This window comes from Pseudomonas sp. NPDC086251 (genome assembly GCF_044746405.1).
In the GTDB taxonomy this organism is placed as follows: domain Bacteria; phylum Pseudomonadota; class Gammaproteobacteria; order Pseudomonadales; family Pseudomonadaceae; genus Aquipseudomonas.
Genome location: NZ_JBIVBY010000029.1, coordinates 37,939 through 60,116, shown reverse-complemented (window position 1 = coordinate 60,116; position 22,178 = coordinate 37,939). Strand labels below are relative to the sequence as shown.

At 60.2% G+C, this 22,178-nt stretch carries 20 protein-coding genes and 1 pseudogene; 10 read left to right on the top strand and 11 right to left on the bottom strand.

Annotated elements, in window-relative coordinates:
* Position 1: 1 nt before the first annotated feature.
* Entirely contained in the window at positions 2-358 is a 357-nt protein-coding gene (locus ACIPL2_RS27155) for an NADH:ubiquinone oxidoreductase (protein ID WP_401361594.1), read from the top strand.
* A 2-nt stretch (positions 359-360) separates the two neighbouring features.
* Here ACIPL2_RS27155 and ACIPL2_RS27150 read toward each other — a convergent pair whose 3' ends face one another.
* Positions 361-1,053 (bottom strand): DUF1826 domain-containing protein, encoded by a 693-nt coding sequence (locus tag ACIPL2_RS27150; protein WP_401361592.1) that lies wholly within the window; start codon positions 1,051-1,053, stop codon positions 361-363.
* The gene (gene zigA, locus ACIPL2_RS27145) at positions 1,037-2,242 is read right to left on the bottom strand and encodes a zinc metallochaperone GTPase ZigA (RefSeq protein ID WP_401361590.1); all 1,206 of its coding nucleotides are present in this window, start codon (positions 2,240-2,242) and stop codon (positions 1,037-1,039) included. The genes ACIPL2_RS27150 and zigA overlap by 17 nt, the downstream gene beginning before the upstream one ends.
* Before the next feature lie 128 nt (positions 2,243-2,370).
* Between zigA and folE2 the strand changes: the two genes are divergently transcribed.
* Genes folE2 through ACIPL2_RS27120 form a run of 5 tightly spaced genes read left to right on the top strand, consistent with a single transcriptional unit; the run spans position 2,371 to position 6,242 of the window.
* A complete protein-coding gene (gene folE2, locus ACIPL2_RS27140; protein WP_401361588.1) occupies positions 2,371-3,267 on the top strand; it encodes a GTP cyclohydrolase FolE2 in 897 nt (298 codons plus the stop codon).
* Positions 3,264-3,932, top strand: coding sequence for a metal ABC transporter ATP-binding protein (locus ACIPL2_RS27135; protein WP_401361586.1), 669 nt, complete (start codon positions 3,264-3,266; stop codon positions 3,930-3,932). The genes folE2 and ACIPL2_RS27135 overlap by 4 nt, the downstream gene beginning before the upstream one ends.
* The gene (locus tag ACIPL2_RS27130; protein WP_401361584.1) at positions 3,932-4,798 is read left to right on the top strand and encodes a metal ABC transporter permease; all 867 of its coding nucleotides are present in this window, start codon (positions 3,932-3,934) and stop codon (positions 4,796-4,798) included. The genes ACIPL2_RS27135 and ACIPL2_RS27130 overlap by 1 nt, the downstream gene beginning before the upstream one ends.
* A gap of 11 nt (positions 4,799-4,809) precedes the next feature.
* A complete protein-coding gene (locus ACIPL2_RS27125) occupies positions 4,810-5,685 on the top strand; it encodes a metal ABC transporter substrate-binding protein (protein WP_401361582.1) in 876 nt (291 codons plus the stop codon).
* Positions 5,682-6,242 (top strand): DapH/DapD/GlmU-related protein, encoded by a 561-nt coding sequence (locus ACIPL2_RS27120; RefSeq protein ID WP_401361580.1) that lies wholly within the window; start codon positions 5,682-5,684, stop codon positions 6,240-6,242. The genes ACIPL2_RS27125 and ACIPL2_RS27120 overlap by 4 nt, the downstream gene beginning before the upstream one ends.
* Positions 6,243-6,385: 143 nt before the next feature.
* On the opposite strand, the gene ACIPL2_RS27115 is transcribed toward ACIPL2_RS27120, so the two are convergent.
* Positions 6,386-6,907: a DUF3617 domain-containing protein gene (locus ACIPL2_RS27115; protein ID WP_401361578.1), complete on the bottom strand. Its 522-nt coding sequence runs from the start codon at positions 6,905-6,907 to the stop codon at positions 6,386-6,388.
* Positions 6,908-6,934: 27 nt separating this feature from the next.
* Here ACIPL2_RS27115 and ACIPL2_RS27110 point away from each other — a divergent pair.
* Positions 6,935-7,015: pseudogene (locus ACIPL2_RS27110) on the top strand (CRISPR-associated DxTHG motif protein); the annotation flags it as partial.
* Between the two features lie 23 nt (positions 7,016-7,038).
* Positions 7,039-8,478, top strand: coding sequence for a cardiolipin synthase (cls, locus tag ACIPL2_RS27105; RefSeq protein WP_401361576.1), 1,440 nt, complete (start codon positions 7,039-7,041; stop codon positions 8,476-8,478).
* Here cls and cfaB read toward each other — a convergent pair.
* The 5 genes from cfaB to hflK (ACIPL2_RS27080) form a co-directional block, all read right to left on the bottom strand.
* Positions 8,475-9,662, bottom strand: a complete 1,188-nt coding sequence (cfaB, locus tag ACIPL2_RS27100; RefSeq protein ID WP_401361574.1) for a C17 cyclopropane fatty acid synthase CfaB — start codon at positions 9,660-9,662, stop codon at positions 8,475-8,477. The two genes, cls and cfaB, sit on opposite strands and share 4 nt — an antisense overlap.
* A gap of 204 nt (positions 9,663-9,866) precedes the next feature.
* The gene (locus ACIPL2_RS27095; RefSeq protein ID WP_401361572.1) at positions 9,867-11,798 is read right to left on the bottom strand and encodes a heavy metal translocating P-type ATPase; all 1,932 of its coding nucleotides are present in this window, start codon (positions 11,796-11,798) and stop codon (positions 9,867-9,869) included.
* Positions 11,795-12,853: a protease modulator HflK gene (hflK, locus tag ACIPL2_RS27090; protein ID WP_401361570.1), complete on the bottom strand. Its 1,059-nt coding sequence runs from the start codon at positions 12,851-12,853 to the stop codon at positions 11,795-11,797. Before hflK (ACIPL2_RS27090) ends, ACIPL2_RS27095 begins: the two co-directional genes overlap by 4 nt.
* Positions 12,850-13,890, bottom strand: coding sequence for a protease modulator HflC (gene hflC, locus ACIPL2_RS27085; protein ID WP_401361568.1), 1,041 nt, complete (start codon positions 13,888-13,890; stop codon positions 12,850-12,852). The genes hflK (ACIPL2_RS27090) and hflC overlap by 4 nt, the downstream gene beginning before the upstream one ends.
* On the bottom strand, positions 13,887-15,845 hold the full coding sequence (gene hflK / locus ACIPL2_RS27080) for a protease modulator HflK (RefSeq protein WP_401361566.1): 1,959 nt from the start codon (positions 15,843-15,845) through the stop codon (positions 13,887-13,889). The genes hflC and hflK (ACIPL2_RS27080) overlap by 4 nt, the downstream gene beginning before the upstream one ends.
* Before the next feature lie 220 nt (positions 15,846-16,065).
* Between hflK (ACIPL2_RS27080) and lpdA the strand changes: the two genes are divergently transcribed.
* Entirely contained in the window at positions 16,066-17,466 is a 1,401-nt protein-coding gene (lpdA, locus tag ACIPL2_RS27075; RefSeq protein ID WP_401361564.1) for a dihydrolipoyl dehydrogenase, read from the top strand.
* Between the two features lie 127 nt (positions 17,467-17,593).
* Here the strand turns inward: lpdA and ACIPL2_RS27070 are convergent, their stop codons facing one another.
* Positions 17,594-18,067: an Lrp/AsnC family transcriptional regulator gene (locus ACIPL2_RS27070; RefSeq protein WP_401361562.1), complete on the bottom strand. Its 474-nt coding sequence runs from the start codon at positions 18,065-18,067 to the stop codon at positions 17,594-17,596.
* 145 nt (positions 18,068-18,212) lie between these two features.
* Between ACIPL2_RS27070 and ACIPL2_RS27065 the strand changes: the two genes are divergently transcribed.
* Positions 18,213-18,842: a LysE family translocator gene (locus tag ACIPL2_RS27065; RefSeq protein ID WP_401361560.1), complete on the top strand. Its 630-nt coding sequence runs from the start codon at positions 18,213-18,215 to the stop codon at positions 18,840-18,842.
* Positions 18,843-18,845: 3 nt separating this feature from the next.
* Here the strand turns inward: ACIPL2_RS27065 and ACIPL2_RS27060 are convergent, their stop codons facing one another.
* Together ACIPL2_RS27060 and ACIPL2_RS27055 are read right to left on the bottom strand one after the other, a co-directional pair.
* Positions 18,846-20,978: a hypothetical protein gene (locus tag ACIPL2_RS27060; protein ID WP_401361558.1), complete on the bottom strand. Its 2,133-nt coding sequence runs from the start codon at positions 20,976-20,978 to the stop codon at positions 18,846-18,848.
* The gene (locus tag ACIPL2_RS27055) at positions 20,965-22,149 is read right to left on the bottom strand and encodes a DUF3142 domain-containing protein (RefSeq protein WP_401361556.1); all 1,185 of its coding nucleotides are present in this window, start codon (positions 22,147-22,149) and stop codon (positions 20,965-20,967) included. Before ACIPL2_RS27055 ends, ACIPL2_RS27060 begins: the two co-directional genes overlap by 14 nt.
* Positions 22,150-22,178: the final 29 nt, after the last annotated feature.

Sequence of the window (22,178 nt, the reverse complement as noted above, 5' to 3'; positions counted from 1 at the left end):
AATGCGGTGGATGGGATTGTCGTTGCTCTTGGCGCTCTGCTCCGGCGAAGCGTTGGCTCAGGCGTGTGTAGTACATAGTACGGGCGCGAGAATTGACGTAAAAGTATGCCAGCAGAACCGCAACATCCCGGAAAAACTCTTCGCCGAAGGCTTCTGTCAGCCAAACCTTCCGGGGCAGAAAGTCGAGGTGCAGTACGTCGACCAATGCCCCAGCGGTGCGTTCGGCGTATGCAGCAACGCCCAAGTCGCCAATATGCCTTACCGCCAGGATATTCACTATTACGGCGTGGCCACCGATGCGGCGTATTTGAAGCCGTTTTGTGAAGCGCAGAGCCAGGGCACCTGGCTCAAGCCTTGAGCCTAGCTGACCCAGTCGAGGGTCAGGATTAAACGACGCTCACACGGAGCGAGATGCGGTGAGCGATGGATCAGGCCGAACCCTTCGTTGCCATACCATTTCTCACCCTTGAGCAGCGCTACGTCGCCGCTGGCGATCTGCTGGATCAGCGAATCGTCCCGGGGTTCGGCATCTGGTTTGCCCAGTTGCTGACGCTCCATCGCTCCCTCCTTCAGCCACTGGCTGCCGATTCCGGCGTACGTGGTGATCAAGCGCACCGGCACGTGATCGACGTGGAAGCGCGGGCACATGGCCTTGTCCAGAGCCCGCAGGCGCAGGCCTATGCGTTTGGCGCCCAGCAGGCAGGCGAAGGCGCTGACTAGCCAGGAAACGTCGGCGATGAAGCCTTCGTAGCCTTCCAGATCGCTGAAGCCTGAGGCCAAGCCTTGGAGATTGGGTTCGGCTTCATCGCTTTGCATGTCCAGCGACAGCCCTTCGGCCAATGGTTCGTTAAGGGACAGCAGCAGGCTGCCAAAATCAGCGATGTGTACCGGGAGTTGGCGGTTCCAGACGGCCAGGTTTACGTCGTCCTCAAGGATTTTGGCCAGCGCGCCTCGGGGGTTGAGCCATGGTGTTGATGTCTTGTTCGAAAGGACGCCTTCGCGGGCAAGCCTGTTCTCACAGGGTTCAATATGAGCATCAGGCGGCCTCTTCATGCCAAGGGCCGAACGGGTCCGGCAGCAGTCGCCAGCGCTCGGCACCCAACGCCATTTCATCATCGCTCAGCAGGCAATCGTCGAGTTCGGCGATAAGTTGGGCGAAGTCGATATTTTGCCCAATGAACACCAATTCCTGACGGCAATCACCGGTCGTGGCGGTCCAGTTTTCCATGATCCCGGTGGTGCTTTCCTCGTCCTGTGGCCACTGTGTTTTCGGCACGAAACGCCACCAGCGTCCGGCGAAACCGTGGCGCATCAGGCCGCCGGCCTGGGACCAGCTACCGGCGTCCATGGGCTTGCTCGCCAGCCAGAAGAACCCTTTGGAACGCAGCAGTTTGCCGTTCACCCACGGGCGGTCGATAAAGCTGAAAAAGCGCTGCGGGTGAAACGGGCGACGTGCTCGGTAAGCGGTGGAGGCGATGCCGTACGCTTCGCTTTCCGCTACATGCTCGCCCCGTAGTTCCTGCAACCATCCCGGTGCCTGAGCGGCTTTGTCGAAGTCGAAACGGCCGGTGTTGAGGATCTTTTCCAGAGGGATTTCACCCATGACCATCGGGATGATTTCCGCCTGGGCATTAAGCCGTTCGAGGATTGCAATCAGCTCCTGGCGCTCGCTGCTGCTGATCAAGTCGATCTTGCTGATCAGGATCACGTCGGCGAATTCGACTTGCTCGATCAGCAGGTCAGTGATCGAGCGTTCGTCCTCCTCGCCCAATGTTTCACCTCGGGAGGCCAGACTGTCAGCGGCCTGGTAGTCGAGCAGGAAGTTCATGCCGTCGACGACAGTGACCATGGTGTCGAGCCGGGCCATGTCCGCCAGGCTCTGCCCGTCTTCGTCGCGGAAGGTGAAGGTTTCCGCTACTGGCAGCGGTTCGGAAATGCCGGTGGATTCGATCAGCAAGTAATCAAAACGACCGTCCCTGGCGAGCTTGCTGACCTCTTCCAGCAAGTCTTCGCGCAAGGTGCAGCAGATACAGCCGTTGCTCATTTCCACGAGTTTTTCTTCGGCACGATTCAAGCTGACATCCCGCTGGACCTCGCTGCCATCGATGTTGATTTCGCTCATATCGTTGACGATTACCGCGACTCGCAGGTTGTCGCGGTTGCGCAGCACATAGTTGAGCAGCGTGCTTTTACCGGCGCCGAGAAATCCCGACAGGACGGTCACGGGGAGACGATTGGGCATCAGGTGTTCCTCACAGGAATGCCCGATCAGAGAGCCGGGCTTGATGAAAGTCCGTTCATGAAAAAGGCATGGTTGATTTTAATGTAATAACATAACATGTAAAATCAATTCCCACGATGGACCTGCTCATGAATGCGCTGACTCTGCCGGATATCGCCGCGCAGGCCTCACGCCAAGCCCTGCCACTGGAGTGGGTGGGCATGTGCGGCATTGCACTTCCTGTTTTATTCGATGGCCAACGACTGAGTGCCAAGGCCGATGCGGGCGTTAGCCTCGATGATGGAGAAGCGCGCGGCATTCATATGTCGCGGCTCTATCTGGCGCTGGAGATGCTTGAACAGGAAAACCTGACACCCGCCCTGTTGCGGCGCGTTTTGCAAAATTTCCTCGAGTCCCATGACGGCCTCTCCCACAGTGCCTACTTAAAAATTCACACTGATTTACTGCTTAAAAGACCTGCGCTGATCAGTCCGTTGGCTGGCTGGAAGACCTATCCAGTGAGCATCGAAGCACGTCTGAAAAACGCAATGTTCCACGTGGAACTAAAAATCGACATCGCTTATTCCTCAACGTGCCCGTGCTCAGCCGCACTCTCGCGGCAGCTGATTCAGCAGCAATTCATTGATGACTTCGCCAACCAGCCGCTGCAACACGCCGATGTTTTGGCTTGGCTCGGATCGCCAAAAGGCATCATCGCGACGCCGCATAGCCAACGCAGCACTGCGAAATTAAGTCTCCGTTTGGACGACTATTTGGATGACCTGCCCCTTATCGCGATCATCAACGACGCCGAAGCAGCGCTCGGCACCGCCGTTCAAACCGCGGTAAAACGCGCGGACGAGCAAGCCTTCGCACTGGCCAACGGACAGAATCTGATGTTCTGCGAAGACGCCGCACGACGCTTGAACTTCGCCCTGAAACGCTCCCCTGGCATCAGCGCCTTTCACCTGAAAGTCATCCACGCCGAGAGCCTCCACGCTCATGACGCCGTCGCCGAAAGTCGCTGGAATTGGGAGTCCGTATGATCCGTTGCCAGGCATTACGCTGGGGTGCGCCGGGCCAACCGCTGACACCTGCCGTGGATTTCGATCTCCCTGAAGGAAGCCTGACGGCTGTCATCGGCGCCAACGGCTCCGGTAAAAGCAGCCTGTTGAAAGTCATCGCCGGCCTGCAGAAGCCATTGTCGGGAAGCGTCATATTGGATGTTCCACGCAAGGGCGGTCTCTCGTTCTTGCCCCAGCAGCAACACCTCGACCGCCAATTCCCCATCAGCCTCCAGGAGTTGGTAGCCGCTGGTTTCTGGGGTAGCAAGCAATCGACAGAGGTGCGCCGCCAACGCCTCAATGCAGCCCTGGAAGACTGGTGTCTGAGAGACTTGGAACAGCTTCCACTGATGGCGCTCTCCGGCGGTGAATTGCAACGCGCCCTGCTCGCCCGTTTGAGCCTTGCTGATGCACCGTTGCTGCTGCTCGACGAACCCCACGCCGCCCTCGACGAACTCGGTCAGGCACTGTTGTGGAAACATATCCACGCCTGGCATGCCGAAGGCCGGACCCTGGTGGTCGTATGTCATGACCTGGCTGCCGTTCGCCAACACATGCCAAAAACCCTGCTGATCAAAAGCAGCGGCTGCACCCTCGGGGCGAGCGTCGATCTGATCCATCAACAACCGCAAACGCAGGTGGCCTGATGATCGCCGCCGCGCAACTTTGGCAACCGTTCCACGAGTTCGTTTTCATGCGCCGAGCGCTGCTTGGCGGATTGGTCCTGGCGTGCAGCACAGCCCCACTGGGCGTGTTTCTGATCCTGCGCCGCATGAGCCTGATCGGCGATGCCGTGGCTCACGGCATCTTGCCCGGCGCCGCGCTGGGTTTCTGGTTCGCCGGGTTGAGCCTGCCTGCGCTGACCCTCGGCGGTCTGGGTGCCGGCCTCAGCATGGCCGGACTTGCTGCATGGATCACCCGTCGAACCGGCCTGCGAGAAGACGCGAGCCTCGCCGCGATCTACCCGATTTCCCTCGCCAGTGGCGTGCTGATCCTGGGCATCGCCGGCAAACGTCTTGACCTGCTTCATCTGCTGTTTGGCTCGGCGTTGGCCGTCGACGGTCCGACGCTGACGGGCATGCTCTGGGTCTCGGGGTTCAGCCTGATCGCCATGGCACTCATCTACAGGCCGCTGTTGCTGGACACCCTCGACCCGCTCTTCCTGCAAACGGTCAGCCGTCTCGGCCCGTTGGCGCACGGTGTATTCCTGACCTTGGTGGTCCTGAACCTGGTGATCGGTTTCCAGGCCATCGGCGCATTGATGGTGGTCGGCTTGATGATGTTGCCGGCGGCCGCCTCACGCTTCTGGAGTCGTCGTTTGCCGGTGTTGATGGCCATCGCCGCCGCGCTCGGCTGCCTCTCGGTGTGGTTCGGGTTGCTGCTGTCGTTCTACTACTCGCTGCCCAGCGGCCCCGCCATCGTGCTGGTGGCTGGCGGTTTGTATGTGCTGTCCGTGGTGTTCGGGCCGGTCCACGGTTTGCTGCGCCGCCCGCCTTTGCTCACATCCCCATGAGGTCTTACCCGATGCGCGCTTTACTCGTGCTGTTCAGTTTGATGCTGTCGATGTCGCTGTCTGCCGCCGAAAAACTGCAGGTGGTCACCAGCTTCAGCATCCTCGCCGACATGACGCATCAGGTCGGCGGCGACCACATCCAGATTACCAACATGGTCGGCCCGGACGCCGATGCCCACACCTATGAACCCACCCCGGATGATGCCAAAGCCTTGCTCAAGGCCAGGCTCATCATCAAGAACGGGCTGGGTTTTGAGCCATGGCTGGATCGATTGGTGACCAGCACCGAGACCAAAGCACCGGTGATCAGCGCAAGTCGTGGCGTCATTCCACGCGCCCTTGATGAGGACGGAGAAACCGTTCCCGACCCGCATGCCTGGCACAATCTGGCCAACGCCGAGCTGTACATCGGCAACATCACCAAGGCGTTGATCGCCGTCGACCCGGCGAACAAAGCGGACTACGAACGCAACAGCCAGGCCTACCTGAAACAGATCTATGCCCTGCTCGCCGAAGCCAAGGCCAAGCTCGGTTCGCTGCCACCGGGTAATCGCAATATCGTGACGTCCCATGACGCCTTCGGCTATCTGGGCCAGGCCTACGGCATCGACTTCATGGCCCCCCAGGGTCTGTCCATCGAACGCGAACCTTCGGCGGCTGAAGTCGCTGCGCTGATCACCCAGATTCGTCAGGCCAAGGTCAAAGCGGTGTTCATGGAAAACATCAAGGACGCCCGTTTGCTCAAGCAGATTGCCGACGAAAGCGGCGCGCACATTGGCGGTACGTTGTACTCCGACGCGCTTGCAACCCGCGGTCCGGCCAGCACCTTTATCGGGTTGTTCGAGTACAACCTCAACACCCTTTACAACGCGTTGAGCAAGCTATGATCCGCAAGAATCCTTCAGGTGATCTGCCAGTGATTGCGGAGTCAGCCTACGTGGACAAGACCGCGATCATTTGCGGCAAGGTGGTGATCGGCGAAAACGTGTTCGTTGGTCCCTACGCGGTGATTCGCGCCGATGAAGTGGACGACTCGGGTGAGATGGAAGCGATCACGATCGGCGCCAATTCAAACATCCAGGACGGCGTGGTGATCCACTCCAAGTCCGGCGCGGCAGTGACTGTCGGTGAGTTCAGTTCGATCGCCCACCGCTCGATCGTGCATGGTCCATGCACGGTCGGTAACCGGGTGTTCATTGGCTTCAACAGCGTACTGTTCAACTGCGTGATCGGTGATGGCTGTGTGGTGCGGCACAACTCGGTGGTTGATGGCCGGGATCTGCCGGACGACTTCTACGTGCCTTCCACCACGCGCATAGGTCCCAATACTGACTTGTCACAGTTCCCGCCGGTGAGCGTCAGCGCTTCGGAGTTTTCAGAGGACGTTGCGCGCACTAATGTCGATTTGGTGCGAGGGTACAAAGCGCTGCAGAACGAGTTTTGAATTCGACTGAGTCGGGATTGGAATAGAGGTGTTTGTGCGGACGCCTTCGCGAGCAAGCCCGCTCCCACATTAAATCTCTGTCGTACACATGATCTGTGTTCACCGACTATCAAATGTGGGAGCGGGCTTGCTCGCGAATGCTTTTAGGCTCTTGGTTTAACGGTGCCGCAATCCTGTCCCAACCACACCGCGCGAGTGTCGAGGCTACCCTTCTGCTGGATGCCGGTGGCGTTGAAGGTGCCGTTGACCTTGGTGGTGAACTCACGATCGCTGAGGAAGGTGGCGACGCCCGCACCTTGCGCTTTCGGACAGCTGAAACGGAATTTCCACTGGTTGCCGGTGCGCTCGGTGATTTCCTGTTTGCAGCCGGATTGCGGGTCGGTCAGCGGGATGTTGTCGGACTTCACCTGCTCTGGCGTCAGGCACGCACGAATCCCCTTGCCACCCATAGTGATGCCCTGCTTCTCCAGCTGTGCGCGCTGTTCAGGCGTCATCTGGTTCTTTAGCTGGCCGAGGATCAATTGCAGATCCGGCATGTCCTGGTCATCGACCTTCATGTTGCTTGAGGTCAATTCCCACAAACCAGGCTGCAGCATCTGTGCCTGAGCGGCCACAGGAAGTGCCAAACCAAAAGCCACGGCCAAACCCAGCAGACGAACGTTCATCGAGTAACTCCTGATCAGTAGTGGCCGTTAGACGTCAGCCACGGGCTTCGGTTCATGGGCCAATTAAATAGCGACATTTTGCACGGAACATGGTCTGTTAAGCATTGAATCTTCAGGAGCAAGGCTGCCCCATGGATTATTTTGGACCGCATGTTTTCGGTTATCTGATCGCACTGCTGCACTTGTTAGGCATGATTGCCGCCATTCATGCCGTGTTGACCGTTCGGACCGCTCAGGGCTCGATCGCCTGGGCCCTGTCGTTGTTGTTCATTCCCTACCTCACGCTCATCCCCTATCTGGTGTTCGGCCGCAGCACCTTCGATGGTTACATCAAGGCCCGACGCACAGCCAACGAAGAAATGCGCAAGGCCATCTCCGAACTGAACTGGCGCCCGTGGGTAGAAGAGGCGCTGACTGCCCGCGCCTCCAACGCTTATGCCTCCTTGAGGGCCATGCCGAAACTCGGACGCATGCCGTGTCTGGCGAACAACGAAGTGCATTTGCTGATTAACGGCCAAGCCACCTTCGAGGCGATTTTCGAAGCCATCAGCAACGCGAAAGAAGCCGTGCTGATCCAGTTCTTCATCATTCACGACGACCGCCTTGGCCAACGCCTGCAAACCTTACTGCTGAAGAAAGCTGCCGAAGGGGTGGCGGTTTACTTGCTGTACGACCGCATCGGCAGCCACTCGCTGCCCCACAGTTACGTGCAACCGTTGCGCGATGCCGGCGTACAGGTCAAAGCCTTTGCGACGCGCAGCGGCTGGCTTAACCGCTTTCAGGTGAACTTCCGCAACCACCGCAAGATTGTGGTGGTGGACGGTGTGTTGGGTTTCGTTGGCGGGCACAACGTTGGCGACGAATACATGGGCGAAAAACCTCCGCTGGCACCGTGGCGCGATACCCATGTGCAAGTCCGCGGACCGGTGGTGGCCTGCATGCAGGAATCGTTTGCCGAAGACTGGTTCTGGGCTGCACGTTCACTGCCCCCGTTGATCTTGCCGGACGTGTACCCGGACGACGGCGTGCTCTGCCAATTACTGGCGAGCGGCCCGGCGGATTCCTACGAAACCTGTTCGTTATTCTTTGTTGAAGCTATCCATGCGGCGACAGAACGGGTGTGGATCACCAGCCCTTATTTCATCCCCGACGAAGCGGTATTTGCGGCGTTGCGGCTGGCGGTACTGCGCGGGGTGGATGTGCGATTGCTGCTGCCTTCACGGCCCGATCATCGCATTGTCTACGCGGCATCCAGCCTGTACGCCTTCGAAGCAGTACGCGCCGGCGTGCGCGTGTTCCGCTACGAGCCCGGGTTTCTGCATCAGAAAGTGGTGTTGATCGACAGCGAAATCAGCGCCATTGGCAGCGCCAATCTGGACAACCGTTCGTTCCGGCTTAATTTTGAGGTGATGTTGCTGACCGTCGACAGCGCGTTTGCCGGCGAAGTGGAACAGATGCTCAACGATGACTTTGCCCAGGCCCACGAAATTGCCAAAGAAGAAAGCCGGGAGACCCACCGCCTGCAACAGGTCGGCATGCGGATCGCCCGGCTTATTTCACCGATTCTTTAAGGGTTGTAGATGTCGTCGCGGGTCCATGGCAGTTCATGGCTGCCATCGGGATGGGCTTTCACCGCGAGGATCTGGTGCAGGTTGATCCAGCCCTTGGCGAACGCATAAGCGCATCCCGCCAGATACAGCCGCCAGATCCGCAACGCCTGCTCCGGTACCTGCCGGGAGGCGGCTTCCAGATTGTCCTCCAGGCGTTCGCTCCAATGGTCGAGGGTGCGCGCGTAGTGCAGGCGCAGGCTCTCGACATCGACGATCTCCAGGCCAGCTTCGCTGATCTCGGCGGAGATCATCGACAGGTGCGGCAGCTCGCCATTGGGGAATACGTACTTCTCGATAAAGTCACCGGCACCCCGTCCCACTGGCCGGCCATCGGTGTGCTTGGCGGTGATCCCGTGGTTCATCACCAGGCCGCCCTCTTTCACCGCGCCGTACAGGGTTTTGCAGTACTCGGCCAGATTGGCATGGCCGACGTGTTCGAACATGCCGACGCTCACCACCTTATCGAAGCGCCCGTCCTGCGGCAGATCGCGGTAGTCGAGCAGTTGCAGTTCAACCAGATCGTCGAGGCCCTCCTCGGTCACTCGCTCACGGGCCAAGGCGAGTTGTTCTTTACTCAGGGTTATCCCGAACACTTTCGCGCCGAACTCACGAGCGGCGTAGCGTGCCAGTCCGCCCCAACCGCAACCGACATCCAACAGATACTCGCCAGGTTGTAGACGCAATTTGCGGCACAGGTGGCGGAATTTGGCTTGTTGGGCTTGCTCCAGTGTTTCGCTGCCGGTCTCGAAATAGGCGCAGGAATACGCCATGTCGCTGTCGAGCCACAGTTGATAAAACGCATTGGAAAGATCGTAGTGGTAGGAAATCGCCTTCGCGTCGGTTTCCTTGTCATGGACGGTGCGGACCGGCTGACTGCCTTCGTCCTCGTCCAATAACGCCTGACTCCATTCATCGCACACGCGGATCACATCGCTGATGGAACCTTCGAGCTCCAGTTTGCCTTCGACAAACGCTGCCCCTAGCGCGTCCAGGCTTGGATGAGTGAACTGGGTGACCATTTGTGGGTCCTTGACCACAATCGTGACGCTGGGCGTCGGCCCCAGATTGAATTCATGGCCGTCCCAGAGTCGCAAGCGAAGCGGTAATTGCAGATTCTGTAAGGCCGGTGGAAGTTGCGCGAGCATGGATAGTCCCCCTTGTTTCAGACGTCTGATGTGAGGGTAGACCATCTTTAGAAATATAGCTGGCTATCGATTTAATAGCCGATTTCTATAACCCGCGGCGCTCCAACCAGCCGTCGTGAGTCCATAAAGTGATGGTCCTCACCCTAGATGACTACAAATTCGGCATTCAGTTCTAAAAAGTTGATTCGCCCCCGATCACGCGATTTAGAGCACTCGACTGGATGACTCAACGTCGTCCTTGAGTTTGAGTAGCGGCTCCTGAAAACGCAGCAGGCGTCCGGCGTTGCCCAACACCAGCAATGTGCTGAAGTTATGGAGCAATGCAGCGATCATTGCCCCTGCCGCACCGAGCCAGCCGAAGGCCGCGAACGCGACGATTGCCAGCGTCCAGCCCAGACCGATAATCACATTGACCTGCAACGTATGCCGGCACTGACGACTCAAGCGCACACACGTGCCGAGCCGTCGCAGATCGCTGCCGATCAGCACGATATCCGCCGAGGCCAACGCGATGTCCGCCCCGCCCGCGCCCATGGCAACGCCGACCACACCCGCTTTGAGCGCCAGCGAATCGTTAATACCGTCGCCTACCACCATAGGCCTGAAACCATTACCGATTTCTTTCAACACGCGATTGAGTTTGTCCTCGGGCAACGCTTGCGCTTCAACGTCGCTGATCCCGACATCACGTGCCAATGTGTGAGCGACGCTTTGCCGATCTCCGGTGAGCAACAACTGTCGCCCTAATCCAAGTTCACGCAACTCGCTCAGGGCAAAGCGCGCTTCCGGTTTGACGCTGTCAGCCAGCAACAGCCACGCAAGAAATTCACCGTTGAGTGCCAGCCCGGCTATCGGGCCATCGTGCTCGGGAATAGTGGAAGTGGCGATGCCCAATTGCGCGAAGAGCTCCGGTCGACCAAGCGCTGCTTCACCTTGCTCGGTCATCGCCACCACGCCCAAACCCTGGCGCTCGTGAATGTCCGAAAGCAGCAGGAAGTGTTCCTGCGTGACCAACCCGGCGAGTGCGCGGCTGACCGGGTGACTGCTGGCAGAGCCGAGACTGGCGGCCAGTTTGAGGACGTGACTGCGATCCTCTAGAGGACTGTCGATGGACTGCAGGCGCAACGTACCGAAGGTCAGGGTTCCGGTCTTGTCGACTACCAGCGAAGTCAGGTCCGCCAACTCTTCAAGAAACGCCGAGCTGCGAATCAAAATCCCGTGACGCGCCGCCACGGCTACGCCGGCAATTGCCGTGGCCGGCGCCGACAACACCAACGCACAAGGACAGGCCGCCACCAACACCGCGAGCATCGCCTGCGCATCATTGGTGACAAACCAGGTCACCGCGGCCAGCAACAGGACCAGCACCATGTAGCTGCCAGCGTAGCGTTCCAATAAGCGCGTAATCGGTGGCTTGGAACGCTCAGCGCTCTGCATCAGGGCAATGACTTTACCCAAGGTCGACTCATGGCCGGTGCGAGTCACTTCAATGCGCAATAGTCCGTCGAGGTTAATCGCACCGCCGAACACGGACATGCCGACGCCCGCCTCCATCGGCACGGATTCGCCGGTAATCGAAGCGGTGTCCAGGCTGGCTTGGCCAGACAAAACCCGCCCATCCGCCGGCACTCGATCACCGGCGCGCACTTCAACCAGGTCGCCGGCCTTGAGCGTGCCGTTGTCGACTTCGACGATGGCGCCGTCCGCCTGAACCTTGCGCGCGTGGCTGCGAGTCAGTTTGCCCAGCGCATGAATCGCTTCCTGGGAACCGATGACGCTGCGCTCTTCCAGCACGTGGCCGAAGATCATGATGATCGGCAGTAACGCCGCCGTCAGCAGATCGCCCGTCGCCCAAGCTCCGAGCATGGCCAGGGCGATCAGTTGATCGGTGATCCCGTGCAAGCTGGGATAACGCAGGCTGTACCAGGCCGAACGCATCACCGGCACGGCCACCAGCAAAGACGCAAAGCCGAGCAGCAATTGGCTGACACCGGTCTGCTCCGGCGACAACCAGCGCCAGATCAGGCCGAGCGCCAGAAGGCCAAGTGCAAGCATGGCCAGGGTCAACTGGCGTGCGGCGCTACGTTGTTCAGCCGAGGACAACAGGCTCGGTGCAGCGGCAGTTTGGGCGGTCATTGTGCAGCTCCCTGAATGATCAGGCGGGAATCGTCTTTCGGGTTGACCGTGGTCACCGAGCCGGCCTGACCGAGAATCTTCGGCATCCGTTCACGGTAGATGCGCAGCAGCATTTGCGGATCGGTGCCCTGCTGTTGCGCCTTGGCCAGACTCAACACTGTGGCCGTGTCCGCCGAGGCTTTGGCCAAGCGCTCGCTCGCTTGAGCGTGGGCCACTTGCAACGCGCGGTCGGCTTGCTCGTTGGCGGCCTGAGTGAGTTTCTCGGCTTCGGTGCGAGCGTTGGCCACGGCTTTGTCGGCTTGCTGGCTGGCCGTCAGCACGGCGTTAAAAGCATTGACCGCCGGGCCGGGCAAACTCGATTGCACGTCCACGCGCGCCACTTCGATCCCGAGCCCCTGCCCGGTCGACGTCAGTTCGGCCAGGCGTTGGTTGATGCCTTGCACCAGGTCGCCGCGCAAGCGTTCGCGTCTTTCGGCGGCCTTGTTATCGGCGCCGATCAGCTCCGGTCGTGCGACCAGAATGGTGTCCAGGTCACGCGCCGCAGTCAGCGCGACGGCGCTGCGGGTGACCAACCGATCCAGCGCCGGTAACACGTGCTCGCCTTGAAGAACGAAGGCATAGGGTTCGGTCACCTTGTAGAAAACCCGCACATCGAGTTGCACCACGCCCGCGTCACCGGTCAACAGATACCCGGAACCCGCGAGTGCGTCGCTGATCGGCGTGGCAAAACTCGCCACTCGATCAGCCTGCAATGCGACGTCCGTGCGCAGCAGATTTTCCACTCGACGCTCGATCACTCGATCCGCCGCGGGCAACAAAACCACCTGTTCAAAAGGACGCGGCCAAGCCAACAGCAACCCGGCGTTCTGAATACGATCCAACGCGCCAAAGTGCAAAACCACCGCACGATTCTGCGGATCGATTTGACGCACATTGGAAAACGCCCACGCCAACGCAGCCAAGACCGTGATCGCGTAAAGCGCGAGAAACGCCAATCGCCCCGCCTGAATCCATGGGCTGCTTAACTCATTTGTTCCACGTGGAACCAAACTCATGGCTGCGACCCGGACTTGTTTTCGAGCGCCGGCGGACCATCAATCAACACCCGAAACGGTGCGGCATCGGTACGCAAAATCAGTTTCGTGCCGGGCGTGACGATCGTGCCCAAGGTGTCCAGGGAACGCAGCAAGTTGTAGAGCTGCGGAGAACCCGCGTACCCGCGGCCGTAAATCTGTGCCGCTTCAACGCGAGACTGCGCTTCGATGTCAGCCGCTTTTACCGTCGCGTCAGCTTGCACGATGCGCGCATCGCGCTCGGCAGCGGAACGGATTTGCGCGGCTTCACGCTTACCGATGGCCGTGCGCTCCGTGGCAATTGTTTCACGCTCGGCGCGCATGCGATCTACCGTCGCGGTGAGGGTTACCGACGGCAGGGTCAATCGCTCGATACCCACTTGCAGCACTCGCACACCGTAAGTGGTCAGCAACTGCTGATCGATTTGCTGACGCAGCTGCGCCTCGAAATCGGCGATGTGCACCTGATTGGCATCGGTGTTCACCAGGTTGGCCAGGTCAAAACTGCTGGCGGTGGTTTCCAGCGCCGAGCCAACGAACGTGCGAATCTGCCGCGCCGCTTCGTCCGGCTGATTCTGCACGGCGCGCATGAAGCGCTGCACGTTGTCCGGGTCGCCCTGTACCTGCCACGCCACATACGCCTGAACGATGATGCGTAAACCGTCTCGCGTGCCCACATCCTGCAAACCGCTGGACGTGGTGCGCAGTCGCAAATCCACCGGGATCGCGGCCTCGAACGGTGCCGGCCAGCGCCAGCCCAGCCCCGGCTCCAGGAGCACCCGCGATGGATTGCCGAAACGCGTGATCACCGTGGCTTCCCCTGAACGCACTTGCACCAGGCTCGCGGCGGCGATGGCAAACGCGACCAGCAACGCCGCCCAACCGATGCGTCGCCACGGGAACGGGCCCGCTTCTTGAGGATCACCGTGATGGTGATGGTGGTGTCCGTGGTGATGCCCGCCATGGCCGTGATCATGGCCAGCGTGGTCGTCGTGATCGTGAGTGTGCGACTGGCTCAATTGGCAGCTCCTGGCTGAGCGGTCTTACCTGACGGCGCAGGGTCAGCCGGCAGGGTGAACGTACGGAGGTCGATGGTCGGCGCGTTGCTGCTGCCGCCCAGACGATGATCGAGCACCAGCAACTTGGCGTTGGCCAGGCCCTGGGCCAGTTGGCTGAAATACTGTTCAAGCACAAAGGCCTGGCCGGCACTGGCGTAGGCTTTTTGTTCAGCGTTGAATCGCAGGTCAGCCGCTTGCGCAGTGGCGTTGATTTCACGCGCACTGGCCGTCGCTTGATCGCGAGCAACCCTGGCCTGCAATTGCGCCTGATTGGTCGCTTCCGCGGCCGCTCCACGCTCACGGGAAATCAATGCCTGAGCACCAATTTGCGCCGCCTGCACACCGTGATAAGCATTGGCGGCACCGGCCGGTGGATGAATCGCCTCGACTACGGTGGCGAGAATCTCCACGCCGCTGTCGAGTTTCTGCAAGTCCACTTGCACGGCCCGACCGATCTCTTCAGCCAGCCCTACCCTGTCCTCGCCGAGCAAACCGTCGAGGGTTCGCGAAGCAAAGTCATGCACCAGAATCCGGCTGGCGGTGCTGCGAATCAGGGTCGGCACGTCGGCGCTGTTGTACGTCGCGGCCAACGCCGCTTGATCGCTCAGGCCGATGCGGTAGACGAAACGCACGTCCATGTTGACGATCTGGAAGCTCTGCTTGTCGCCACGGCTGCTGGCGATGACCTGGGATTTGTCGTTCACATGACTGGCGTCCCACAAGCGATTGGCAATGGTCGGCGCCGGGCCTTCAGCAGGGTCGGCCACGGACGGTGCCGGTGTTTCGCCGACACTGGTGGCCAACTCGTGAACCACACCGTTTTCGACGCTCAGCACTCGGCCCAACGGCCACGGTAAACCTGCATGCAAACCGGGACCGAACACTTCTACCGGTTTGCCGAAACGCTCATAGATGCCACGCCCTTGCAGCGGTATTTCGTGAATGCCGGTGAGCGACCAACCCACGATCGCCACCACCGCGAGCACCGGCACCAATGCCCGACGCATGTAAGTGAAGGCCCAGATCTGCCGCAGGTCGATGCCGAAGCGGTTGTGCAGTTCGTGTTGCAACGCCAACAAAGGTTGCGGCGGCCAGCGCAGCATGTCGGCGACAACACTTCGCGCCAGCAGCGCCGGTTCAAGTGGCTCACGCTGTGGACTGAACAGCGACAGCACGGCGCGCAGCAGCAACTCGACGGCGACCAGCCCCGGCAACAAGCCGATCAGTACCGCCAGACGCACGGGCCATACCGAGGTTTCGTTGCCGAACAACAGGCACAAGGCGCTCAGCACCAAACAAATGATCGCCACCCGCGTCAGCTGCGCCAGCGCTCCTGCTTCAGGCCATTGGGCGACATTTTCCTGGGCCAGTTGACGCTCCAGCACCAGCAAACCGAAAGCCAGCAACAACGACAGCGCCGCGCCGGCACTGGCGGATAATCCCAGCGCAGTGGGCGGCAGTGCGAGGTTCCAGACCTGCTCGACGCTGAACAACGTCAACAACGACCAGCCACCCAGCCAAAGGGTCGGTGCGCCGATTTGCACCAGCATTCGCAGCCATCGCTGGCTAATCCGATCCAGCAGCCGTTCATACCAGCCCACCGGAGCAACCACTCCCTGCGCCACAATCTCCTGCGCCACAGGGCTCATCGCCCGTGCGCGCCACTGGGTGATCCACCAGGCAGATTGCAGGCCGGCCACCAGCACCAGCAAACCGGCGCCCTGATTGACCAGCAACACAGGCCACAGCGACTGCGGCGCAAACAGCCCGACAAAAAACGCCAGCACCCAACCGGTCGCAGCGAGAACGCCCAGGCCGATTGCGAACTGGCGTAATCGTCGCCCTTGAAAGACCGCCTGCTGAAAACGCGGCAGCCCCGCTACTTGCGTCCCATCGACATCGAGATCGACTTGCATACCACCCCAGTGTTTTATCGTTGCTCATCGCGCGAATCGTTACGATATAACGAAAGCCGTGAAATTTCCGTTCTTAAATGCTCTATCTAAAGACGCTCAACCTGTCGCTTGCCTGAAGCCTTGACCGAAATGCTTCCGAACGCACATATTACGTTCGTAATTTTAAACGCGGACTACGTTTACCCATCCGATCCTTGTTCAATCCAGGAGTACTACAAGCATGAGCACCTATGACGTCGTGATTCTGGGCGGAGGCCCTGGCGGCTATAACGCGGCCATACGCGCTGGCCAATTAGGCCTGAAAGCGGCGTGTGTAGAAGGTCGCGCCACCCTCGGTGGCACCTGCCTGAACGTTGGGTGCATGCCGTCAAAAGCGTTGTTGCACGCCTCCGAACTCTACGACGCCGCCATGGGTGCGGAATTCGCCAACCTGGGGATCGAAGTCAAACCCACCCTCAACCTTGCCCAGATGATGAAGCAGAAGGATGAAAGCGTTAGCGGGCTGACCAAGGGCATCGAGTTTCTGTTTCGGAAAAACAAAGTCGACTGGATCAAGGGCTGGGGCCACATCGACGGGCCCGGCAAAGTCACGGTGACCGACAGCCAGGGCGGCAAAACTGAACTGAGCGCCAAGGACATCATCATCGCCACCGGCTCCGAACCCACTCCCCTGCCGGGCGTTGATATCGACAACAAACGCATCCTCGATTCGACGGGCGCGCTGTCGCTGGCTGAAGTGCCGAAACACTTGGTGGTCATCGGCGCCGGGGTGATCGGCCTGGAGCTGGGTTCGGTCTGGCGGCGACTGGGCGCGCAGGTGACGGTGGTCGAGTTCCTCGACCGGATCTGCCCCGGCGTGGATGCCGAGGCGGGCAAAACCCTGCAACGTTCTCTTGGCAAACAGGGCATCAGTTTCAAATTGAGTTCAAAAGTCACCAGCGCCAGCACCTCCGCGACAGGCGTTCAGCTCAGCGTTGAACCCGCCGCCGGTGGCACCGCCGAGCTGATTGAAGCCGATTACGTGTTGGTCGCTATCGGTCGCCGGCCTTATACCCAAGGCCTTGGTCTGGAGAACGTCGGCCTCGCCACGGACAAACGCGGCATGCTCGCCAACAAGGGCCATCGCACCGAGGCTGCCGGGATCTGGGTGATTGGCGATGTCACGTCCGGGCCGATGCTCGCGCACAAGGCTGAAGATGAAGCCATGGCGTGCGTCGAACAGATTGTCGGCAAGGCCGGCGAGGTCAATTACGACCTGATTCCCAACGTCATCTACACCAAACCCGAGCTGGCCAGCGTCGGCAGGACCGAAGAACAGTTGAAGGCGGAAGGTCGAGCCTACAAGGTCGGGAAGTTTCCGTTCACCGCGAACAGTCGGGCGAAGATCAACCACGAGACTGAAGGCTTTGCCAAAGTGCTGGCGGATGAACGCACCGATGAAATTCTCGGCGTGCACCTGGTGGGCCCGAGCGTCAGTGAGATGATCGGCGAGTATTGCGTGGCCATGGAATTCAGCGCTTCCGCTGAGGACATTGCCTTGACGTGTCATCCACATCCGACCCGCTCCGAGGCGTTGCGTCAGGCGGCGATGAATGTGGAGGGGATGGCGACGCAGATGTAGGTCTGGGTATTGGCGGTGGCTGGCCTGCCGCTTTCGCGAGCAAGCCCGCTCCCACAATTGATCGCGCCTGTCTGAACAACTCGGTCAAATGTGGGAGCGGGCTTGCTCGCGAAAGGGTCAACCCGGTCTAAAGCGGCAAATGTTCTAAAGGCAACGCCCCCGGCGTCTTCACCGTGTGAATCGCAAAGTTGCTGCGGATGTCGCTCACGCCTGGCAACTTCAACAATCGTCCGGTAAGAAAACGGTCGTAAGCACGCAAATCCGGCACCACCACTTGCAGCAAAAAATCCGATTCCCCCGACACCAGAAACGCCGAAACCACCTCCGGCAACGCCGTCACAGCCAGGCGAAAGGACTCCGCTTGCTCGTCGTTATGGCGTTCTACCTTCACCCCGACAAACACCGTCAACCCAAGCCCCACTTCGTCGCGATCCAGATTGGCCTGATAGCCGCGAATCACCCCGGCTTCTTCAAGCATCCGTACCCGGCGCAAACATGGAGAAGCCGACAGGCCAATCTCGTCAGCCAGTTGCACGTTGCTCAGGCGACCGTCGCGCTGCAGGGCGGTGAGAATCTTGCGGTCGTAGGCGTCCAGTTTCATGGCTTGGCAGATCCCGATAGTTCAAACGTCATTGAGTGGCAGGTTATGCCAATTTACAACGATTTAGAAGCAAACTACGCAACCACCTGCCCTGCCCTAACGCCCTAGACTGGCCCTACCGAATCGACAACGAATGGGGTGCAACGTGGCAGGACTCTGGCTGTTTTTCATGGCGCTCGCGGTGGTTTACCTGTTGCCCGGCCCGGACATGATCCTGCTGTTGCAGACCGGCGCTCGTCAGGGCAAAGGTGCAGCGTTGGCGACGGCCGTGGGCTTGGGCATTGCTCGTGGGTGTCACGTGGCGCTGGCGGCGCTGGGGTTGGCGGCACTGTTCAAGGCCGCGCCCTGGACCTTCGACGTGGTGCGCCTGGCCGGGGCCGCGTACCTGCTGTGGATCGGCATTCAGTGCCTGCGCACGACCCTGCTGCCGAACCTGAACGGCGGCAATCCAACCACCGAGAAAGCGCGGTGGCGCGAAGCGATCCAGCGCGGCTTGTTGACCAACCTGCTCAACCCCAAGGCGTTGTTGTTCTGCTCGGTGCTGTTGCCGCAGTTCATCGATCCGCACGCCGGGCCGGTGCTTGCGCAATTTGCGACCCTGGGCGTGGTGCTGGTCGGCGTCGGTTTGTTGTTCGACAGCGCTTACGCATTGGCGGGCGCCGCGCTAGGCCGTTGGCTGCAACGCAGTCCTTCGGCCCAACGCCTGCAGCAATGGTTGTTCGGCAGCCTGTTGATCGGTTTCGCGGTGCGCCTGACCTTTGTGCAACAGGCCTGAGCTTTACTGCGTCTTGCGCCGACGACGATTGATCAGCAACAGCGCCGCTGCCGTCACCGCTACCACAGCGCCGATCTGCAATGGCTTTTTGTAGGGCCGCAGCGTTGAGCGTGCGGCGTCGGTGACCTGGGTCACATAGCGCTTGTCGGCATTGCGGAAGTCCGGCTCCTGGCATTGATGACCAAAATCGCCAGCCCAAACCACATAGGGACCTTCCTCGACGTATCGACGGTAAAACGCACTTTGCTCCTGCAAGCTGCTCCCCCAGGACGAAGCCTTGCACAGCACCGAAGCAAACGCCTGACTGCTGTGAGGCACATGATCAGCGGCCTTGCTCGCCAGGGCCGTGGCGACAAAACGGTAATGGAAACGCTCATCCGGTTTCGCCACCGTGGCTTGCTGGCGCTGCACTTCACCCTCGGACATCAGCGGTCCGACTTTGAGCGGCGGCGCCTCCAGACTGTAATTGCCACCGAGGGTGGCGTAGTCCGGAGACATCTCGTAACCCAACAATTGCATCCCGTCATAGCGGGCTGTGAGGGCGGCCTGGTAGTAAGCGGACGCGCGGGTAGTCGGCCACCATTTGGACTCGGCTTCCTGACGCATTTGCCCGTACCACTTGGCCCTGGCCTGCAAGTCGGCGTTATCGAAATACGCCGGCGCTTCGTCGTATCGCTCTTCACGCAGCAATCGACGCCCAAGCAAGTTGCGCAGGCTCGCCGCCACCGGCAGCGGCACATAGTTATCGCGCTCCTGCTGGGTCAGCGGTGGCGGTGCCGGCACTTGGGTGTCGACGTAATGCTTGAGTTCATCGAGGGTCAGCACCCGCTCGGCGACCGTCGCCGCATCGAACCAGTAGATGCCCTGGCTGCGATAGAGCTGATCAAACGCTTGCAGGTAATCCCCGCGTTGCAGCGCCAGGATTGCGCTTTCGCCCTCGACCCGGCACTTGGGTTGAAGCGTTTCGTAATCGAAGTCCGGGGTCCGTCGGTCGCCCCAGGATTCATTCTGCGGGAAGGCCTGGGCCGCTTTGGCATACGCGGCAGCAGCGGCGCTTTTATCGCCATCACGCATGGCCAGTTTCGCCCGCAGCCACCATGCCAATCCACCATCGCCAGCGTGCTCGAGGAAGGCCTTGGCGCTGGCGTAATCGCCCTGTTGATAATTCATCGCCGCCAGACGATCCGCGTTGTCGAGGCTACCGCGCGTGCTGGTTTGCAACAGTTTGATCAGTTTCAGCTCATTCGGCGGTTGATCACCAAATGACCAACCCAAGCGGCTGATCAAGGACGCCGTCACCAGTTGCTGCACCGCTGTGCCCTTGAGCAGTGTGGCCAGCTGATCGTCGGGCATTGCCGCCAGATCAGCCATCAACAGTTTCAGCGAGGTGTAACCCACCGCCGAACCGTGGAGATTTTGCGTGACGTAGAGTTTGATGGCGCTGTTCCAGTCGCCGGCCGTGCGTGCAACGCGAGCTTCTTCGCCGAGGCTGGCGACGCCCAGTTCCAGCGGGTCGCTGAAGCCTTCGATGCTCAGCTGACGGGTCTGCTCGAAAGCCTTTCGCGACTGAGCCAGCAGTTCGGGGCCTGCGTCTGCTTCTGAACTCATGGCAAACAGCGCTCGACCCAAGGAGTAAGCCGCCCAGGTGCTGCGCAATGCGCGTTGATCAGCCGGCAACGCCAGCACTTTCTGGAAATACTCGGCCGCCAACCCATGATCACCGGCAGTAAATGCCACGGCACCGGCCAAATAGAGTTTGATCTCGGCGGTCAGGCTCGCGCCCTGCTCTTCGACCTGACGGGCATCGGTCAGGCCGCGAAGTTGTTTCACCAACGCTTGCTGCTCAGCCGTCAAACCGGCCTGCTCGGCCTGGTCCCGCTGATTGGCATAATCGGGCTCATCGCCGTAGCCCTGGTTTGGACTATTTGTCGCATCCGTGACGTTCTTCAGCCCGGCGATGGCGTGCCCGAGGCGGTTGATCTCGAAGTTGAAGTTGCCTTCCGGCAGTTCCGCCAGCGACTGGCCACGGTTGTCCAGCAGACGCATGGGGAAATCCGGCCCACAGGCCAGCGCCGAACCCAGCGGCAAGCTGAGGCTCAGGCAGAGCAAATGGCGGGGCCAGTTACGGGTGAACATTCGAAGCTCCTTGATCAATATGTGCGCAGCGTGCCCAACCGATGGCCCGCTGCCCGCCGGCCGGTATACGGCCGTCGCGCAGGCGGGTGAAGGTAAGCAGATCCGGGCGCTGTTGCAACGCATAACCGGCCAAGGCATCGGCGCCATCACAGCCTTGCACCGCCAGCGTCAGACGCTCGGGCCAGGCGCTGTCGAGATTGCCTTGATTACTCAGGCTGATGTCAGCGAGGCCATCCTGCACCGAGACGTTAAGCGCCAGGCGAATGTCGAGGGCATCGCCGCGAGCCACGGCGCGCAAGGTCGTCAGGCTCCAGGCCCTGCGATCGTTGGCCAGCGGCAGGCGAAACCAGATCAGGCCGGCCAGATGCGCCGGTGGATTGTTGCGCAGCTCGATGCCGAGGCGGCTCAATTGCTGCGGATCGGCCATCAGCTCACGACGCTTTCCACCCTGTTCGATCGACACTTCGCTTTCCACGATCGGTACGCCACTGCCCCCCGGCAATAAGGCCACGCCGTAGGCTGGCAGCGCCAGATAAAATGGTTTCGAAGTAATACGGCTCCAGGCCTTGGCCCATTTTTGGGCCTGATCCGGGTCAAACAAGCCACGACGCGGATCGCTCACCGCGTGCACCTGCAACACACTGCTATCGACTGTGGATAACAGTGCCGGCAGTTCGGGGCTGTCGAGCCAGGAAGGTAATGCGGTGATGCTCAACGGCATCGAGGCGGGAAGAACCGTGCGCAGATGCGTGAGAAATGTCCGATAGGCCGGTAGCCGAGCGTTGCCCGCATCGTGGTCGATTTCCACACCGGAAAGCATCAGTCCCTGGCCCTGCCAATCGCTGAGCACTTGCTGAATCTGCGAGGTGATTTCGTCCTGATCCAGCGAATGGAGCTGGCCATCAAGACGGATCACCGCAATCAACGGCCGACCATCCTGTTTGAGCAGCGCAGGATCAATACGCGCGCGGCTCCAGCCCGCCTGCGGGAACGCCTGCAAGGCCAGCACCCTCAGGGTAGAAAAGTCCGCACGACTGTCCTTTAACGCGGCGTCATGAGCCGGCGTCCATTGCCGTTGCCAGACGTAGAGTTGCTGATCGAGCGGCGCGGCGTCCTGTTGTTCGCAACCAATGAGCAGCACCACCGCCACCAGACAAACCAAAAAACGCATAAAGCCCCTTAAGCCAAACCAAATCCCCT

Coding starts and splice junctions, on each gene's coding strand:
- lpdA (WP_401361564.1), top strand. CDS start 16,066: ATGAGCACCTATGACGTCGTGATTCTGGGCGGAGGCCCTGGCGGCTAT.
- ACIPL2_RS27095 (WP_401361572.1), bottom strand. CDS start 11,798: ATGACCGCCCAAACTGCCGCTGCACCGAGCCTGTTGTCCTCGGCTGAA.
- folE2 (WP_401361588.1), top strand. CDS start 2,371: ATGAATGCGCTGACTCTGCCGGATATCGCCGCGCAGGCCTCACGCCAA.
- ACIPL2_RS27120 (WP_401361580.1), top strand. CDS start 5,682: ATGATCCGCAAGAATCCTTCAGGTGATCTGCCAGTGATTGCGGAGTCA.
- ACIPL2_RS27055 (WP_401361556.1), bottom strand. CDS start 22,149: ATGCGTTTTTTGGTTTGTCTGGTGGCGGTGGTGCTGCTCATTGGTTGC.
- hflK (WP_401361570.1), bottom strand. CDS start 12,853: ATGAGTTTGGTTCCACGTGGAACAAATGAGTTAAGCAGCCCATGGATT.
- ACIPL2_RS27130 (WP_401361584.1), top strand. CDS start 3,932: ATGATCGCCGCCGCGCAACTTTGGCAACCGTTCCACGAGTTCGTTTTC.
- ACIPL2_RS27070 (WP_401361562.1), bottom strand. CDS start 18,067: ATGAAACTGGACGCCTACGACCGCAAGATTCTCACCGCCCTGCAGCGC.
- ACIPL2_RS27150 (WP_401361592.1), bottom strand. CDS start 1,053: ATGAAGAGGCCGCCTGATGCTCATATTGAACCCTGTGAGAACAGGCTT.
- ACIPL2_RS27125 (WP_401361582.1), top strand. CDS start 4,810: ATGCGCGCTTTACTCGTGCTGTTCAGTTTGATGCTGTCGATGTCGCTG.
- ACIPL2_RS27060 (WP_401361558.1), bottom strand. CDS start 20,978: ATGTTCACCCGTAACTGGCCCCGCCATTTGCTCTGCCTGAGCCTCAGC.
- ACIPL2_RS27155 (WP_401361594.1), top strand. CDS start 2: ATGCGGTGGATGGGATTGTCGTTGCTCTTGGCGCTCTGCTCCGGCGAA.
- ACIPL2_RS27135 (WP_401361586.1), top strand. CDS start 3,264: ATGATCCGTTGCCAGGCATTACGCTGGGGTGCGCCGGGCCAACCGCTG.
- ACIPL2_RS27115 (WP_401361578.1), bottom strand. CDS start 6,907: ATGAACGTTCGTCTGCTGGGTTTGGCCGTGGCTTTTGGTTTGGCACTT.
- hflK (WP_401361566.1), bottom strand. CDS start 15,845: ATGCAAGTCGATCTCGATGTCGATGGGACGCAAGTAGCGGGGCTGCCG.
- cls (WP_401361576.1), top strand. CDS start 7,039: ATGGATTATTTTGGACCGCATGTTTTCGGTTATCTGATCGCACTGCTG.
- cfaB (WP_401361574.1), bottom strand. CDS start 9,662: ATGCTCGCGCAACTTCCACCGGCCTTACAGAATCTGCAATTACCGCTT.
- zigA (WP_401361590.1), bottom strand. CDS start 2,242: ATGCCCAATCGTCTCCCCGTGACCGTCCTGTCGGGATTTCTCGGCGCC.